Here is a 15,394-nt window from a genome sequence, read left to right on the forward strand (position 1 = left end):
GCGGGAATCGGGTAGAATATGAATAGGACATCAGAGAAGGAGGTGGATCGATGAACGTGCTGCAGAAGAAAGTACGGAAATTATTCAGAAAAACCGTTCCCAGACGTGTGCGGGAGCGTCTGATCAAAAAATTGATCCTGCATGACATCACTGTGCACGCGGATCATGTAATCGTAAATGTGTCATTCAAGAATTTCCTCAAGACCGGACTGGAAAGAAGGCTCCAGGTCACATTGACGAATGGCCCGGCGATCTATGAACTGGACGCCCACCGCCAGGGACACATCATCGGCATCGAGGTTCCATTTGCCGTCATCGATCAGACAGAGGGGCGGTCGACCGTTAAAATGATGCTCGGTAGAAAGAAGCTGATCGTCCAGACAGATGTGGACAATGCAGGAAAGAAACGATCATTCTTCTCGAACCGGCGATATTTCAATGTATCCATCGTCAGAGGCAACCTGCTGATTGCAAACCTGCTGTCGGACTACCGCTTCAAGACGGATCAGCCTATGGCACTTTCAAATATTGAGGCCGGCTACCGACGGCTTGAACTCTCGGCCGAAGGCATGGATGACATGAGTGATCATGCACTCGCCTTCCACTACGGCAATAAGCTTAAAATAATGGAGAACATATCCGAAGACCCTTCCATCATGCAGATTGCGGATTTTACAGATGCGGTGATGGGACGGCCGGATGTATATCTGTTGAAGGACTTTGAACTGGTACCGATACGCTACACGGGAGAACCGTTCGCCATGGCTGCATTGAATCATGCGATCACATATTTTAGACAGGATGGTATGCTGTCGGCGGAGATCACCAGCCACAAGGCACGTGTGGAGGCGTTCGAAAGCGTTCTTCACGATGATGCTGTACGGATGCACTTCTACACCGATACATCTGCAGCGCTGTCTGCACTGCTCGTGGCAGATACGGCTTCTGACGACATCATCCGCATCCCGTTTGCCGGCGATCAGACCGGAGAGGCGGCTGAAGTCAGCGTGCCGCTCGATCAGCTGATCAACAATATATCACGGAAGCGCCTCATGTTCGAGACCGCCGGCGACGCACCGATCCGTCTGCAGCTGGACATGAAGGACATTGGAACATTCGGATTCGATGGGCGGATATGGGCGGCTTCCCACTTCGAGAAGTTCCAGATATGGTTCTACCGGCGCAAGGATGGCATGCTCGGCTTCAATGTCGCGAGACGCCGGCTGAAGCGTCAGGTGACCGACATCGACGACTTCAACCTGGAGGGCTATATCCGGGGGGAAGATGCATTCATCGACAGCACCCCCCATATGGCATTCGTCGACCGGTACTCTGGAGACTTCGTGCGGGTGGAGATCGGCAACAGCTTCAACGTGGACTTGAAGGAACTGGACTTCATCGATATCAAAAGCAAGGACAAGACGATCATCGATGTATTCATAGAAATCGTCCACTCGAGCGGTGAAGTGCTGCGCCGGGAGAAGATCAAGTACAGGCATTCGGAATACAGGAAGGACAACTTCTACGCGCGCCATGAAGTGGTGGACGCATCAGGCAATACGCATCACCATCTCATTACGACGACGCCCTACAACAACCTCAAAGTCGAGACCTTCATGATTCCCGCTTCCGTCGATATACCGGAAGATACGAGCCGGAAGGACATGAACACCTGGCTGCTCGGGGAACGGTATGATACCGCCCAGGATAACGGCTATGCCCTCTTCACCTGGCTGAAGGAGAATACGGATGTCGACGCCTACTATGTCATCGAGGATACCGCCGGCGACTATGAGAAAATACGGGATGAAGACAATGTGCTCGCATTCGGATCGGATGCACACTTCGACCTCGCCTTCCGGGCGGGTGTCCTCCTTGGCACCCATGACCTTGAGAACCTGCTGCCATACAAGACGGCACGGGGCTTCTTCCACTATGAGGATACGGTCAAGGTCTTCCTCCAGCACGGTGTGCTGGGAAGGAAACCTGTTGAGTATGACAAGAAGTACTATGACCTCCCGTTCGACCTGTTCATCGTCAGCAGTACACCGGAGAAGGAGAATGTCGTCATGCGCAAGATGGGGTATGAAGAAGATGAAGTCGCCGCAACAGGGCTCGCGCGCTTCGATCATCTGCCCCACCACAATGAAACGCGCGACATCCTCCTCATGCCGACATGGCGCGACTGGATCAGCACGGACGATGCATTCCTTAACAGCACGTATTACGCCCGCTACCACAGCCTGATCCATAACGAACGCCTCAACAGGCTGCTTGAGGAGAATGATGTGCACCTGAACTTCTATCCGCACTACCGTGCCCAGCGCTACTTCAACGATGAGCATCTCGACCAGGGGAAGAATATCCACTTCATACGGCTCGGTGAACGTACGGTGCAGGATCTGCTGATCGCGCACTCCCTGCTGATCACAGACTACTCGAGTGTCAGTTTCGACTTCACGCTGATGAACAAGCCGGTCATCTACTACCACTTTGATGTCCGCCAGTTCTTCAGGCAGGGCCGGCTGCGCCCCCTCTCCCAGACATTCATCGGGGACATCGCAAAGAAGGAAGAGGACCTGGTCGATGCCATCGAAATCTATATCAGGAATGGCTTCCAGCCGCGCGAAGTGGACCTGTCCAGCATCTTCGACTACCAGGACCACAACAACCGCAGACGCATCTATGAAGCGGTGATGAAAAAAATAGAGAAGCTTGAGGACTAGTCCTCAAGCTTCTCTTTATATACTGTCTCAATCAATCTTTTCGTCGAACTGCCATCTGCATACTTGTTCCATACCGCATCAAACGCTTCGATGGCTTCCATATTGAAGCTGTCTGCTTCAATCGTTTCGATGATCCCTTCCGTCGTACGGACGACGGGACCCGGCGCCAATGATTCATAATCGAACCATAGGCCCCGTGTGGACTCGTATTGTTCCAGATCGTATGGATGGAATATCATCGGCCGGCGGAGTGTCGAGAACTCGAAGGGGATGGATGAATAATCCGTAATGAGGATGTCCGTCACACTGAGCAGGTCGAAGATGCCATGCCGCTTCGATGTATCCGTCGCAAAAGTGGTCGACTCAAAACCTTTGAAGTCCACTGCGGGATGCAGGTGCACGAGCAGATGATGGGTGTCCCCGAGTGCCTGCTCCATCCTGCTGATATCGATCGGCAGGTCACGCACCGTGAACCCATCATCCCGAAACGTCGGTGCGTAGAGGATGACGGTCCTGCCCTTTATCTGCGGCAGTGCTTCATGCATCTTTCTCCTGGCCTCATCGAGCCGATCCTCCGAATGGAAGAAGTCCGTTCGCGGCACGCCGGTCCGCATCATATTCTCTTCATCGAGGCCGAACGCCTCCTTGAAGATATCCGCCATCTCATCCGAACTGACGACCACCTTATGGAACCGGTCATAGACCTGCCTGAAGCGCCTGTGGGCGGAGTCCGGGCGGGTCTTCGTCGTCTTGTCCTTTAGGCCAAACAGCTTGACTGCCCCATTGGCATGCCACAGCTGGACGCATGTCGTCTTTTCCTTGAAGTCGCATGCAGCGAGGATCAGGTGGTAGTTGTCGACGAACACCACTTTGGCCGTAGCAAGATGGTAGATCCCCCTGATGAATTGCGGGAGGTGCTTCGGTGAGAAGCTGATGAGATTTTTATTTTCCATCCCATCGAATGCACTTCTGCATGAAGATTCCCTCAGCACGACGATGCGGGAGTCCGTACGCCGTGCCACTTCATGGCGGACTTTCTCGATGTTATCGCCGAAGGATGCCAGCATGACGGTCTTGTTTTGGACTGGAAAAACCTTGAATCCTGTGAAGATGATGCGGACCACCGTGAGGTACACGGTGATTGCGGCTTCCCTAATCATGCCGCTTCGACAGGTCCTGCTTCGTCTTCGTCGTGGATACCCCTTCGGTCCGCGGGAGGTAGATGACTTCACAGTATTCCTTCAGGAAGTCGAACTCCCCTTCCCAGTCGTGTCCCATGACGAAGATGTCGATATCGTGTTCCTTGACGTCCTGGATCTTCTGGTCCCATGTGTGCTCTGGAATCACTTCGTCCACATAGCGGATGGCTTCGAGTATCTGCTTGCGCTGTTCGAAGGAGTAGTATGCCTGCTTGTGCTTCATGGTGTTGAACTCATCGGTCGAGATGGCGACGACGAGGTAGTCCCCCATTTTCTTGGCGCGGCGCAAAATGTTGATGTGTCCCATATGAATCAGATCGAATGTCCCGTAGGTGATGACTTTTTTCATGGTATGCCCCCCTGATATACCTTGATGATGATATAATGTTGTAGATATGTCGGATATGATTATGGTGTAGATTATACCATATCCGGCTGGAAAAATTTTATTTCAGGTGTGGTGCGTATGAAATCCTTAAAAGTAATTGCATTGAAACTCTACAAATTGCTGTTCTGGTCGCTTGGGAGATGCTTCCATAAGGACCACCGGCTCATCATGTTCGAGAGCTTCCTCGGCAGGCAGTACAGCGACAACCCGCGGGCCCTGTACGAGTACATGTCGGCGGCTTACCCGGACTACCGCCTGATGTGGAGCGTCGACAGGCGTCATAAGAAAATCTTCAAGGAGATGGAGATCCCGTATGTGACACGATTCACGCCGAGCTGGATCATCTATATGAACAAGGCGACGCTGTGGATCACGAACAGCCGCCTGCCGCTGTGGATACCGAAACCGAAGGATACCACGTATCTGCAGACATGGCATGGCACGCCACTCAAGCGTCTCGGCACGGACATCGACACGGTCCATATGCCGGGGACGGAGACGGAGAAGTACAAGCGGAACTTCACGAAGGAATCCAGTAAATGGGACTATCTGATTTCCCCGAACCGCTATTCGACCGAGATCTTCCGCCGTGCATTCGCCTATGACAGGCCGGTGCTCGAGACGGGCTATCCGCGGAATGATCATCTGTTCGTGAACAACGATTCCGCGGCCAGGGAGAAGATCCGCCGGAAGCTCAGGCTTCCACTCGGCAAGAAGATCATTTTCTATGCACCGACGTGGCGGGATGATGCCTATCATGGACGCGGCAGATACAAGTTCGACCTCCAGTTCGATGTAGACCGGATGCAGCGGGAGCTGTCGGATGACTACGTCATCATCCTCAGGCTCCACTACCTCATTGCCGAGAATCTGGACCTTTCCCGATATGAAGGCTTCCTGTACGACTTCTCCAAGTACGAGGACATCCGCGACCTCTATGTCATCTCGGATGTGCTAGTCACCGACTATTCCTCCGTGTTCTTCGACTACGCAGTGCTCGAACGCCCGATGATCTTCTATACCTACGACATCGACAACTACCGGGACAAGGTGCGCGGCTTCTACTTCGACTTCGAGCAGGAGGCGCCGGGGCCGCTCGTCAAAACGACGGACGGACTGCTCGGGGCCATCCGGGAGACGGAGACGCTCGACTTTAACGAAAAATACGGTACCGCAGCCTTCCGTGAACGCTTCTGCGCCCTCGAAGACGGACAGGCGTCGAAGCGCGTCAGTGATGAGATTATTTGTCATTTAAAAGATAAAATTGTATAATTCAACAACGATGAAAGAAATGGTTGTGAAAAACTGATGAAATCCATATGGGTCGTATTGAAGGAGCAGTTCAATCACTTCTACCTTGTGAGACGCCTGTCCATGTACGACATAAAAAGTAAAAACCAGAACAACTACCTCGGCATCGTGTGGGAAGTGCTGACGCCATTGATCAGCATACTGATCTATTGGTTCGTCTTCGCCACACTGCGGCAGCGGGAGCCGATACAGATGGGCGGCATGGAAGTACCGTTCTTCTTCTGGCTCTTCATCGGCTTCGTCGTCTGGACGTTCTTCTTCCAGGGCAGCATCGAAGCCTCGAAGTCGATCTACCGGCGCCTGAAGCTGCTGTCGAAGATGAACTTCCCGCTCAGCCTCATACCGAATGTCGCGATATTCTCGAAGTTCTATACACATATACTCATGCTCGTTATTGCGTTCGTGGTCTTCCAGTTCGCCGGATACTACATCAACATATACTATGTACAGCTCGCCTACTACATCTTCGGCACATATGCCTTGGTGTTCGCGTTCTCACTGATCACGTCCACCCTGTCTACGCTCGTGCGGGATGTGCACCTGCTGCTCAACTCGCTTCTGCGCATGGCACTGTACCTTTCCGGTGTACTCTGGCCGCTGACGCTGCTGTCGGACTTCCCGACGCTGATGCGGCTCATGCAGCTGAACCCGCTCGTCTACCTGATCGAAGGCTACCGTTCGGTATTCTTCGGCACCGAGTGGTACTTCATCACCCATTGGGAGCTGACGCTGTACTTCTGGGGCCTCATCTTCGTGATGCTCGCCATCGGTGCGACGCTGCACGTCAAATTCAGACGCAATTTCATCGACTACCTATAAGAGGGATGTAAATGACCAAAACAATCGTGACCAGGAATCTGGTAAAAAACTACAAGCTCTATGAGAATCAGAAGGAGCGCATCTTCGACCTCCTCAGCCCGCGTTCCCACGGCCAGGTGTTCCATGCCCTGAACGGTGTGGACTTCGAGGCCGAACAGGGGGACGTCATCGGATTCATCGGCATCAATGGCTCCGGCAAATCGACATTGTCGAACATCATCGCCGGCATCGTGCCGGAATCCGGCGGGGAAGTCCATGTCAACGGCCAGACGGCGCTGATCGCCGTCGCAGCAGGGCTGAATGATGAACTGACCGGGCGAGACAACATCGAGCTGAAGTGCCTGATGCTCGGGTTCTCGAAGGATGAAATTCAGGAACTCGAACCCGACATCATCGCCTTCTCCGAACTCGAGAACTTCATCGATCAGCCGGTCAAGTCGTATTCGAGCGGCATGAAGTCGCGCCTCGGCTTCGCCATCAGCGTCAACGTCGATCCCGATATCCTCATCATCGATGAGGCACTGTCCGTCGGCGACCGGGCGTTCGCCGAGAAGAGCCTGCAGAAGATGATGCAGTTCAAGGAGCAGGGCAAGACGATGATCTTCGTCAGCCACTCGATCAACCAGGTCAAGAACTTCTGTGACAAGATACTGTGGCTCGAATTCGGCCGGGTCAAGGCTTTCGGCGAAGTGGGTGACGTCATTCCGCTGTACGAGTCGTTCCTCAACAAATGGCAGAAGATGTCGAAGGAAGAACGCGACGAGTATCGGACACGCACGATGAACCGTGAGACCAACGGCAACGACTACCGCAAGGTCGGCAGCCTCCTGCTGCTGGATGACGGGGAGGAAGATCTCGAAATCTCCCACAAATACACCATCCAGCCGGTCAGCAAGCTCGCCCATCTGAAGGCGCACGCCACCGACATATTCCGTGCGCCGAACGACCACGAGAGGGCGGAAAATGCAAAAAAGTACAAAAACAGGGTATATCATGTAAAAAGGGAAGCCACCTACCAGTTCGAGAACTACTACCTGCTCAGTACACGGGCGAGCGGCACCGAGGGTGTCATCGGCTGGATCCGTGCCACCGAAGCGACGGCCCACGTCCACACGCTGGTCGACCGGGACAGGAAGGACCTCACCCTGACGGGGAAAGGTTTTGCCGCAACGGCACCATGGGGCGGCAGTCAGCAGTATGTGTATGAATCTCTTGAAGATCATGCCGGCCGCAGCTTCGCCGTGAACCAAACGGTGCTCGTCGGCAACAATGTCTGGTACAGAGGCCGTATCGAAGGGGAAGACAAGGACGTCTGGGTCCATGAGAGCAGCACTTCAGAAGAAACGACGGAAACATGATACAGCCGCCGGTCGTCCTGACCGGTATTTTTCTATATGGATAGAGGGGATCTTATGACTGAACAAAACCGAAATGTCACAGTGATGGGGATCGAATTCACGAACACGACACTGGAGGGATTCATGGAGAGTACCGTCCGTCCGTGCCTTGATCATGGGGACAAATGCTTCATCGTCACCGCCAATCCCGAAATCGTCATCGCCACCCGCGATCACCCTGACTTCAAGGAAACCGTACAGTCTGCGGACCACGTACTGCCGGACGGCATCGGCATCATCAATGCCGCAAAAATGATGGGCACACCGCTCCAGGAGCGGGTGAGCGGCATCGACACCATGCGTGCGATGCTCGCCTATGCCGAAGAGAAGGGCTACAGCGCCTATTTCCTCGGCGCGAAGGAAGAAGCAAACCGAAAGGCCGTGGAACGGACAGAAAGACGCTTCCCGAAACTCAAGGTAGCCGGACGCCACCACGGCTATGCGGATCTTGATGAAGACGCACTAGTAGAGTCGATTGCGAACACGGAACCGGACATCATCTTCGTCGCACTCGGCATGATGAAACAGGAACAATGGATCAGAGACCATATGGACCACTTCGACAAAGGCATCTTCATGGGCGTCGGCGGCAGCTTTGACGTTCTCTCCGGTGAAGCCAAGCGCGCACCGGACATCTGGATCAGATTCCAGATCGAGTGGCTGTATCGGCTCATCAAGCAGCCGAAGCGCATCACACGGGTGATGAAGGTCGCCCAGTTCATGATGCTCCATACCCCAATCATCAGCAGCATCATGCGGCTGTTCGGATATTCGAAGACACGCCAACGCAAAAAGGGCTGAGAAATCATCATGATTTCCCAGCCCTTTCTTCATGCCTATTTGGTTTACTGCTCCAGTGCCATATCCACATGCTGGTGCCCCGCAATATCATAGCGCTCCGATATCCGCCTGAAGCCGAAAGTCTCATAGAAGTCCTCCAGATAACACATGGCCGTGATGGCGACCGGTGTGGACGGATATTCCTGCTTTACATGTTCAAGGGCATAGTCGAACAGTTCTTTCCCCCTGCCCTCTCCCCTGTAATCGGGATTGACCAGCACACGGCCGATGACGATCTTATCGCTCTTCGTGATCCGGCAATAGGATTTGGTCATGTCATCCTCCTGATAGAAAATGTGTATCGCTTCTCCATCTTCCCCGTCAATATCCTCAAACAGGCTTTCCTGCTCCAATATGAAGACCTCCTGCCTCAAACGGAATATCTCTGTCAGTTCTCCAAGAGATAGTTCCTCGAACCTTTTAATATTCCACATGCGGTTCCCCCTAATATATTCGACAACTCCATTGTACTACATATTTTCAGAAAATTTATTTTTCCATACAGCTGCATTAAAAAAGCACAGCAGAAGTCTGCTGTGCCAGGGATTCTATTTTCCAGATTTGGCCGCATTCATATCGGACATGTCCTCCCTGAGTGTCAAGATGTACGCCATGAACATGAACAGCAGCACGATCGGCGAGAAGTAGACGAACATGAACAGGTAGTTGTATTCGAACAGCCCGATGAAGATGTAGGCACCGAAGTACAGCAGGATGCCGAGCGTGTATTTGGTCGTCGCCAAGAGGCTGATCACCCCAATCACCAGGATGAACAGCACCAGCGGGATGATGCCATAGCGCCCGAGTGTATCAAAGAAGATGTTGTGGGCGTGGATAAGCTCCGTAAAGTTGAAGTACGCATGCCCTTCCCCGAACCACTGTCTGTTGTGCCACACCGTCGCCCACAGTTCATAGCGGTGGGAAGTGAATTCATTCATATTGAATCCCTGCTCGCTGGTACTGTATCCTACGAAGAACCGGTATATCGATCTGCCGAATATGAGGAAGACGATGGCTAATCCACCGGTGACGATGCCGAGGAACCATTTTCTCTGGGTCTCCATCGTCCTGTACAGGTTGATCCAGGCAAGCTGCAGGAAGGCGATGGCCAGATAGGTGAAGATCGCCGTCCTGCTTGTCGTAATGATATTAAGAACCAGAAACGTCGGCAGCATATAGAAGATCATCGCCCGGTTCGTCCTCGACATGAGCAGAAGCCCTGCCGTAAATACAAGCACCAGCGTCGCCCCAGATTCGTTGAGCGTATGGTCGATCAGAAGCAGTGACGGCAGGCTTGTGAGTGCGCCGATGACGAGATACACGACGAGCCGTCCTGGTATGCGGTAGAAAAGGATGGCCATCACCATGAGCAGGATCAGCGCCTCCGTCCAGACGAAGTGGCCGGCAATGACCATGCTGAGGAACAATGACCCGATATAGAGTCCCCAAAGCGTAAGGAACATTTTTCTGAGCGGGGACAGCGAAATGCGGGCGTTCTTATATAGAAATACGAGGATTGCCGCAAGCATCAGGATCATGAAAGGATCCTGTGAAGTTATCATCCTCTGGAGGTTCCGGTAGTCGATCATGAAGATGTTGGTCACCATGAACAGCAATGTAAACACTGTAGTGAATACGATTGCTTCATATGTGAAATAGGCCCGATTCACATTAATATTTGTCATGATGGTCTCTCCTCCTCCTTAGTGATTATGTCATTCTATCACGGCTGATTGAAAAAGTCCGAGGAAAACATACAGAATGATACTTTTGCACTCTTCGTCATTTAAAACTCCCTTTAAAATTAGGATTGATGTAAATTTAGAAAGTAAAAAGCGATGCATCAGTGAGATGCACCGCTCCTTTCAGCTTCCCATATCGTATCTCAAGAACTAATATCATTGGATGCTGATCCGGCATCTGCCGCTCATCATTCCAGACTTTCAAGCTTCTCCATCAGATCCTCCCTGACGATCGGTCCCATGGACTCGGCATAGCTGTTCGACATATGGAAGCCATCGAAGTAGACGATCGTATTTCCGATGATTGCCGGACAGCTGCCGTCGGGGCAGAAATACTCGGAGTAGTCATATTCGGTCACATTGGATGGCTTATCCTCGACCCTGCTCCACTTGCTCGGCTGCGGGACGTATTCATCCGCAGAAACCGTACATTCCTCGTTTTCTATATTTGCAGGATTGGCACATAGGCCCATATCGAAGAGTGGTCGCGGATTGTTCCTGATGCCGAATATTTCAATATCATGCGCTTCGAGCTCCCGATAAAGTTCGACCCGCTCAGGCTCGACTTCCGGATTGGCCGGTGTACCAAGGTCGGTATTCGTGATGATCAGATCGGCATCAAGTTCAATCACTTTCTCCTTGGCCATCTGATTCCAGTCCCGGCAGTCCGGTGCCATCTCCTCCCCTACACCTTCCCCGTTGAAGCGGCAGCTTATTTTGGTGATGTTGTATATCTTGATGCCCTCCTCTTCTGCAAAGGTGTTCAAAGTCCCGAGCCAAGGTACGACATGCGATCCGCCCACGAGTATGACTTCATACTTGGGATCTTCCAATTCCCCGTATTCACATACCGGTAGATCAGTTTGTCCTTCTTCATGATGGCATCCGATTTCGTATGTGTCAGCAACGTCGCCATCAAGGTTGGCAGGGCTCGGCTGCAGCTCGGTATTTCGATCATAGGAAAGTTCCATACCCTTCTCCACTGCCATCGCTCCCGGGAAGTCCTGGGCTGAGGCCTTTGTACTTTCATTGATATCATTGTTGATGGAACTGCTCCATACAGTGTTCGCGACCAGCACAGGCACTGCCATCATCAGAAGGGTTGTGGCCACTTTCGGACGGTAGTTCCGTTTTCCTTTTATACCTCTGATCGGCTTTTCGATGATGTTAGTCACCATCCAGGACAGTCCCAATGACAGCAGGATGATCAGTATGCCATGGATGACCGGTATTTCTGTCGTCCCCATCACCACATAATAGAATGCAACGATCGGCCAGTGCCACAAATATAGTCCGTAGGAGTAGCCGCCGAGTTTCCTCATCGGTTTCGAACCGAGGAACTTCTCCACCCCGAACCGTGTTGGATTCTCTCCGGCAGCGAGCACCAGTATTGCGGCCACTACAGGCCAGAGGGCGACATACCCAGGGAACCGACCACCCACATCAAGCAGAAGGCCGCAGCTGATAAGGGCAATCAGGCCCAACCAGCCCACTACGCCGCTCATCCAGAACGGGAGTCTGATCCTAGTGATGAACAGGAACAGGAGGCCGCCAAGTGCAAATTCCCAGACCCTCGTGCGCGTATCAAAATATGCCCACGGCTGATTCACTTCAGTCAAGTAGACCGAATAACCGAAAGAGATGAGCGTCAAAGCGGTCAGTATGACGAACAGTGTTTTTCTGATTTCTCTCTCCAACCTTTGGCTCGTCCATAAGGCAATCATGATGATGAAGAACCAGATGACGTAGAACTGCCCTTGGATGCTCATCGCCCAGAAGTGCTGGACGGGGCTTTTTGTATTCGTCTGATCCAGATAATCCGTATTCGTCATGGCCAGCTGCCAGTTCTCATAATAGAGGATCGATGCAAATACTTCTTTGATCGTCTGCGTCCATTGGACTTCAGGCAAAATAAAGTAGCTTGCTATGACGATGCTGAGAAGGACGGTGAAGGCAGCGGGGAACAATCTTTTTGCAAGTCCCAGGATGAAGTCGAAGAAATTGACGGTACCATCTTTATGCACTTTCGACAGTAGAGACGCTGTAATCAGGAAACCCGATACTACAAAAAATACATCCACACCACCCGATACCCGCTGCATCCATATGTGATAGATCGCAACAAGTAGGGCTGCTACAATACGCAAACCTTCAATCTCAGGCCTGAACCGTTTCTTCTGCAAGTCCAACTCGGAGTTTGATTTCATCATCATAACACCTTCTTTTTATATTCCTGAAGATTTGATGTAATTATACATCAAATTTTACTGAAAATTCAATAAATTTTATTACTTTATATTTCTTGTAGATGAAAGGAGTCAGATCAGGCGTTCATATCACATAATAAAAAGCGATGCACCAGTGAGGTACATCGCCTTTTCAGCTCTCCAGAAACTTCTCGAGTTTCTCTATATTGTTTTCCCACAGGAACTTTTCATCGAGCAGGGTCCGTGAGTTCTCGCGGTACGAAGCTTCAAGCTGTTCGTTGTCCCTGATCTTTTCGATCGCTTCGATAATCTCCTCGGCGGTGGCCTTCTCCTTCGCGAAACCGACCTTGTATGTATTGATCATGCTGTTGGTGTAGCCGCCGAGGTTCGTGACCACCGGGATGCCGCAGCCGATGCCGTCGATGATCTTGCCCGGCAGGACATTCAGGAAGACATCGCTCTCCTTGAGCAGTGAGAGCTGGATGCTGTGGTGGCGGATCATGTCGAGACATTCCGACCGGCTCTTCTCTTCATGTGTATGCACATATTTGAAGTTATGCTTTTTGATGTAGTGGTTGAACTTGTGTGCATTGACCCCGTAGCCGATGACGTTGAAGATGATCTCACGATCCTCAAGCATGTGGGCGACCTCAATCAGCTGGTCATAGCTCTGTGCGAAACCGATGTTGCCGGTATAGATCACCTTGAAATCTTCAGGCGGCTGCCTGAAACCGACCTCATTTTCCGTGAAGGCATTTGGGATGAAGAGCTGGCTCTTCAGCGGTGCCATTTTGGCAATGTGGGCACGGAACCCCTCATTGTTGATGACGATCCGATCCGCCTTGCGATACATCATCTTTTCCATGAACTTGAGTGTGGTATAGAACTTATCAATGTTGATCTTCTCAATATCCCGTACACTGTCCGGCCAGAGATCCCGCACTTCAAGGATCCTTTTAGTCGATTTCAGCTTCTTCTGGAAGAAGAACGTCGCCCACGGCAGAAAGATGTTCGGGGTCGTCACATACACTGCGTCATATTCATGCTGGTACTTCCTTATGTAGGTGCGCACCTTGTAGGAAAGCTCCAAGTAGTAGAGCATGCGCGAAGCCATCGTCTTGCCCTGCTTGTCACTGCGCATATTAAGGCGCATTATGTCGGTCGAATTGTTGAGCAGAGGTTCATTCCAGTACTTGTCATCCTTGTACATCTTCGCATTCGGATATGTCGGCTTTGTGGTGAGTACTGTAACCTCATGGTTCTTCGACAGCTGCGTATATAGGTTCTTGAATCTATTTGCCCCTGAGCCGATCTCAGGATAGAAGTTCTGTGTAATGAGTAGAATTTTCATCGGGTCACCTTTGGATAGTTAGATTTACGCATGCCACTAAAATTGTAACATACCGCGATTGTATAATTAACCTTCAAATCCTATTGATCATTCCGCCCCATATAATCAATTACGTCTGATAAGTCCAAGACTATGGACATTATAGTATTTGAGCTCATTTAGATACCCCCTAAGTTTCCTGTAATCGCTGGTTTTATCCTTTGAAATGGTTACAGCCCCTTCTGCGAGACCAAATATATGGCCATACTTATCCGAAAAAGCATACTCCGGACCAACAATGAAGATACAATCAAAATAATTTGAAAGAGGAAGAAGTCGCTCTCCCACCCCACTACCATTCAAAATGCTTGCCGCCTTCGCTTCCTCTACATCCTCGATGCCGATGTAGTCGATTAAATCAAAGCCGGTACCGTCAATCGCCTCGCTCAAGTAGCCAGAGGACTGCAGTGTTGAAAGTAGTCTCGGCTCTTCTTTAACATCCAAGTAATCCTTGAAATATTTCAGAGACAATGGATCCAAGTTGATAAGAAGGACTTTTTGCTTCATTCGAGATATGATGTACGCGATATGCAGCACTGCAGAAGCTACCCCTTCTCCATCGTTTATTGAACTGAACAAAAGCGTCTGAATTTTATTCCGCTCCAATGAACGGGCCAGTGATTGCGCGGTTTCATGAAGTTTTGAAATGATTTCTTCATCTAAAACGCTCTGTCCGTTGTTGAAACTCATTTTCTTTGACACTGTACCCCTCCTAGAATCTACCCAAGGTCTTTTCGCCCAAATAACGCTTTACATCTTCATCAGTCATTATCCTGCGATTAAGTGCAGCGTAAACAATGCCTACAAACAATCCTGCAATAATGGAAATAAGTATTATGAGTGCGCGAAGCTGTTCCCTATCATTTTCTGATTCAAGAACTTTTCCCGAAGTATAGATAATCACCCTCTCCTCCATAATGGTCTCGAAGCGCGAAGTTGCTGTTGCCGCAGTTTCCGGACGCTGGCCTAGAACTTCAAGCACAACTTGTTCTTCTCTTCGGTTGATTGCTAAATAACCGGGAGGGATATCCATACTCTCAGTCAATCCAGTCTCCATTTCTTCAAGTGTTGAGTCTGAAATCTCATTTCTCAGCGTATAGAAGGCCTCGTAATCATATGTATCAGGAAGCATAAAGGCCGCTGCCAAAGTCCCGATGCACCCGGCAAGAAGAGTGAATATGGATATTGTAGTAAGATTCCTTTTCATAAAGTACATTTTGTATCCTCTCTTCCCTCTTTATGTATGCCATGCCGAATGCTACAGTCTCATAAGCCCCGACATAATCTTTTAGCGTTATATATAACAGTTTGAAAAAAATATATATGTATTGCCCTTCCCTTAGAACGCACAGTATTATGTTAGAATGGGCACAAA

General features: G+C 50.8%; 13 protein-coding genes. 5 read left to right on the forward strand and 8 right to left on the reverse strand.

All coding sequences use genetic code 11. The features are described 5' to 3' along the window. Positions 1-50 precede the first annotated feature (50 nt). Positions 51-2,726 (forward strand): CDP-glycerol glycerophosphotransferase family protein, encoded by a 2,676-nt coding sequence (locus tag EDC33_RS05165; protein WP_124010413.1) that lies wholly within the window; start codon positions 51-53, stop codon positions 2,724-2,726. On the opposite strand, the gene EDC33_RS05170 is transcribed toward EDC33_RS05165, so the two are convergent. Both EDC33_RS05170 and tagD read right to left on the reverse strand, forming a co-directional pair. Continuing rightward, entirely contained in the window at positions 2,723-3,886 is a 1,164-nt protein-coding gene (locus EDC33_RS05170; RefSeq protein WP_124010414.1) for a CDP-glycerol glycerophosphotransferase family protein, read from the reverse strand. The genes EDC33_RS05165 and EDC33_RS05170 overlap by 4 nt on opposite strands. Then, complete coding sequence (tagD, locus tag EDC33_RS05175; protein WP_124010415.1) at positions 3,879-4,274, reverse strand: glycerol-3-phosphate cytidylyltransferase; 396 nt, start codon at positions 4,272-4,274, stop codon at positions 3,879-3,881. The genes EDC33_RS05170 and tagD overlap by 8 nt, the downstream gene beginning before the upstream one ends. A 117-nt stretch (positions 4,275-4,391) precedes the next feature. Here tagD and EDC33_RS05180 point away from each other — a divergent pair, with 117 nt between their 5' ends. From EDC33_RS05180 to EDC33_RS05195, 4 genes are read left to right on the forward strand one after another with little or no spacing between them, the layout of a single operon-like run. Further along, the gene (locus tag EDC33_RS05180) at positions 4,392-5,585 is read left to right on the forward strand and encodes a CDP-glycerol glycerophosphotransferase family protein (protein ID WP_124010416.1); all 1,194 of its coding nucleotides are present in this window, start codon (positions 4,392-4,394) and stop codon (positions 5,583-5,585) included. Between the two features lie 36 nt (positions 5,586-5,621). After that, positions 5,622-6,443 (forward strand): ABC transporter permease, encoded by an 822-nt coding sequence (locus tag EDC33_RS05185; RefSeq protein WP_040104900.1) that lies wholly within the window; start codon positions 5,622-5,624, stop codon positions 6,441-6,443. An 11-nt stretch (positions 6,444-6,454) separates the two neighbouring features. Beyond that, positions 6,455-7,801, forward strand: a complete 1,347-nt coding sequence (gene tagH, locus EDC33_RS05190; protein WP_124010417.1) for a teichoic acids export ABC transporter ATP-binding subunit TagH — start codon at positions 6,455-6,457, stop codon at positions 7,799-7,801. 54 nt (positions 7,802-7,855) lie between these two features. After that, complete coding sequence (locus EDC33_RS05195; RefSeq protein ID WP_124010418.1) at positions 7,856-8,641, forward strand: WecB/TagA/CpsF family glycosyltransferase; 786 nt, start codon at positions 7,856-7,858, stop codon at positions 8,639-8,641. A 44-nt stretch (positions 8,642-8,685) separates the two neighbouring features. Here EDC33_RS05195 and EDC33_RS05200 read toward each other — a convergent pair whose 3' ends face one another. From EDC33_RS05200 to EDC33_RS05225, 6 genes are all read right to left on the reverse strand, one after another. Then, the gene (locus EDC33_RS05200) at positions 8,686-9,114 is read right to left on the reverse strand and encodes a GNAT family N-acetyltransferase (RefSeq protein ID WP_124010419.1); all 429 of its coding nucleotides are present in this window, start codon (positions 9,112-9,114) and stop codon (positions 8,686-8,688) included. 114 nt (positions 9,115-9,228) lie between these two features. Further along, positions 9,229-10,365, reverse strand: a complete 1,137-nt coding sequence (locus tag EDC33_RS05205; RefSeq protein ID WP_188358169.1) for an O-antigen ligase family protein — start codon at positions 10,363-10,365, stop codon at positions 9,229-9,231. 245 nt (positions 10,366-10,610) lie between these two features. After that, positions 10,611-12,632: an acyltransferase family protein gene (locus EDC33_RS05210; RefSeq protein WP_170156356.1), complete on the reverse strand. Its 2,022-nt coding sequence runs from the start codon at positions 12,630-12,632 to the stop codon at positions 10,611-10,613. 169 nt (positions 12,633-12,801) lie between these two features. Next, entirely contained in the window at positions 12,802-13,980 is a 1,179-nt protein-coding gene (locus EDC33_RS05215; RefSeq protein ID WP_124010421.1) for a glycosyltransferase family 4 protein, read from the reverse strand. 105 nt (positions 13,981-14,085) lie between these two features. Continuing rightward, entirely contained in the window at positions 14,086-14,721 is a 636-nt protein-coding gene (locus EDC33_RS05220; RefSeq protein WP_124010422.1) for a P-loop NTPase family protein, read from the reverse strand. 10 nt (positions 14,722-14,731) lie between these two features. Then, positions 14,732-15,226 (reverse strand): hypothetical protein, encoded by a 495-nt coding sequence (locus tag EDC33_RS05225; protein ID WP_124010423.1) that lies wholly within the window; start codon positions 15,224-15,226, stop codon positions 14,732-14,734. Between the last annotated feature and the right edge of the window lie 168 nt (positions 15,227-15,394).

It is taken from the genome of Salinicoccus roseus, from assembly GCF_003814515.1.
Taxonomy (GTDB): Bacteria; Bacillota; Bacilli; order Staphylococcales; family Salinicoccaceae; genus Salinicoccus; species Salinicoccus roseus.

Coding starts and splice junctions, on each gene's coding strand:
- EDC33_RS05165 (WP_124010413.1), top strand. CDS start 51: ATGAACGTGCTGCAGAAGAAAGTACGGAAATTATTCAGAAAAACCGTT.
- EDC33_RS05170 (WP_124010414.1), bottom strand. CDS start 3,886: ATGATTAGGGAAGCCGCAATCACCGTGTACCTCACGGTGGTCCGCATC.
- tagD (WP_124010415.1), bottom strand. CDS start 4,274: ATGAAAAAAGTCATCACCTACGGGACATTCGATCTGATTCATATGGGA.
- EDC33_RS05180 (WP_124010416.1), top strand. CDS start 4,392: ATGAAATCCTTAAAAGTAATTGCATTGAAACTCTACAAATTGCTGTTC.
- EDC33_RS05185 (WP_040104900.1), top strand. CDS start 5,622: ATGAAATCCATATGGGTCGTATTGAAGGAGCAGTTCAATCACTTCTAC.
- tagH (WP_124010417.1), top strand. CDS start 6,455: ATGACCAAAACAATCGTGACCAGGAATCTGGTAAAAAACTACAAGCTC.
- EDC33_RS05195 (WP_124010418.1), top strand. CDS start 7,856: ATGACTGAACAAAACCGAAATGTCACAGTGATGGGGATCGAATTCACG.
- EDC33_RS05200 (WP_124010419.1), bottom strand. CDS start 9,114: ATGTGGAATATTAAAAGGTTCGAGGAACTATCTCTTGGAGAACTGACA.
- EDC33_RS05205 (WP_188358169.1), bottom strand. CDS start 10,365: ATGACAAATATTAATGTGAATCGGGCCTATTTCACATATGAAGCAATC.
- EDC33_RS05210 (WP_170156356.1), bottom strand. CDS start 12,632: ATGATGAAATCAAACTCCGAGTTGGACTTGCAGAAGAAACGGTTCAGG.
- EDC33_RS05215 (WP_124010421.1), bottom strand. CDS start 13,980: ATGAAAATTCTACTCATTACACAGAACTTCTATCCTGAGATCGGCTCA.
- EDC33_RS05225 (WP_124010423.1), bottom strand. CDS start 15,226: ATGAAAAGGAATCTTACTACAATATCCATATTCACTCTTCTTGCCGGG.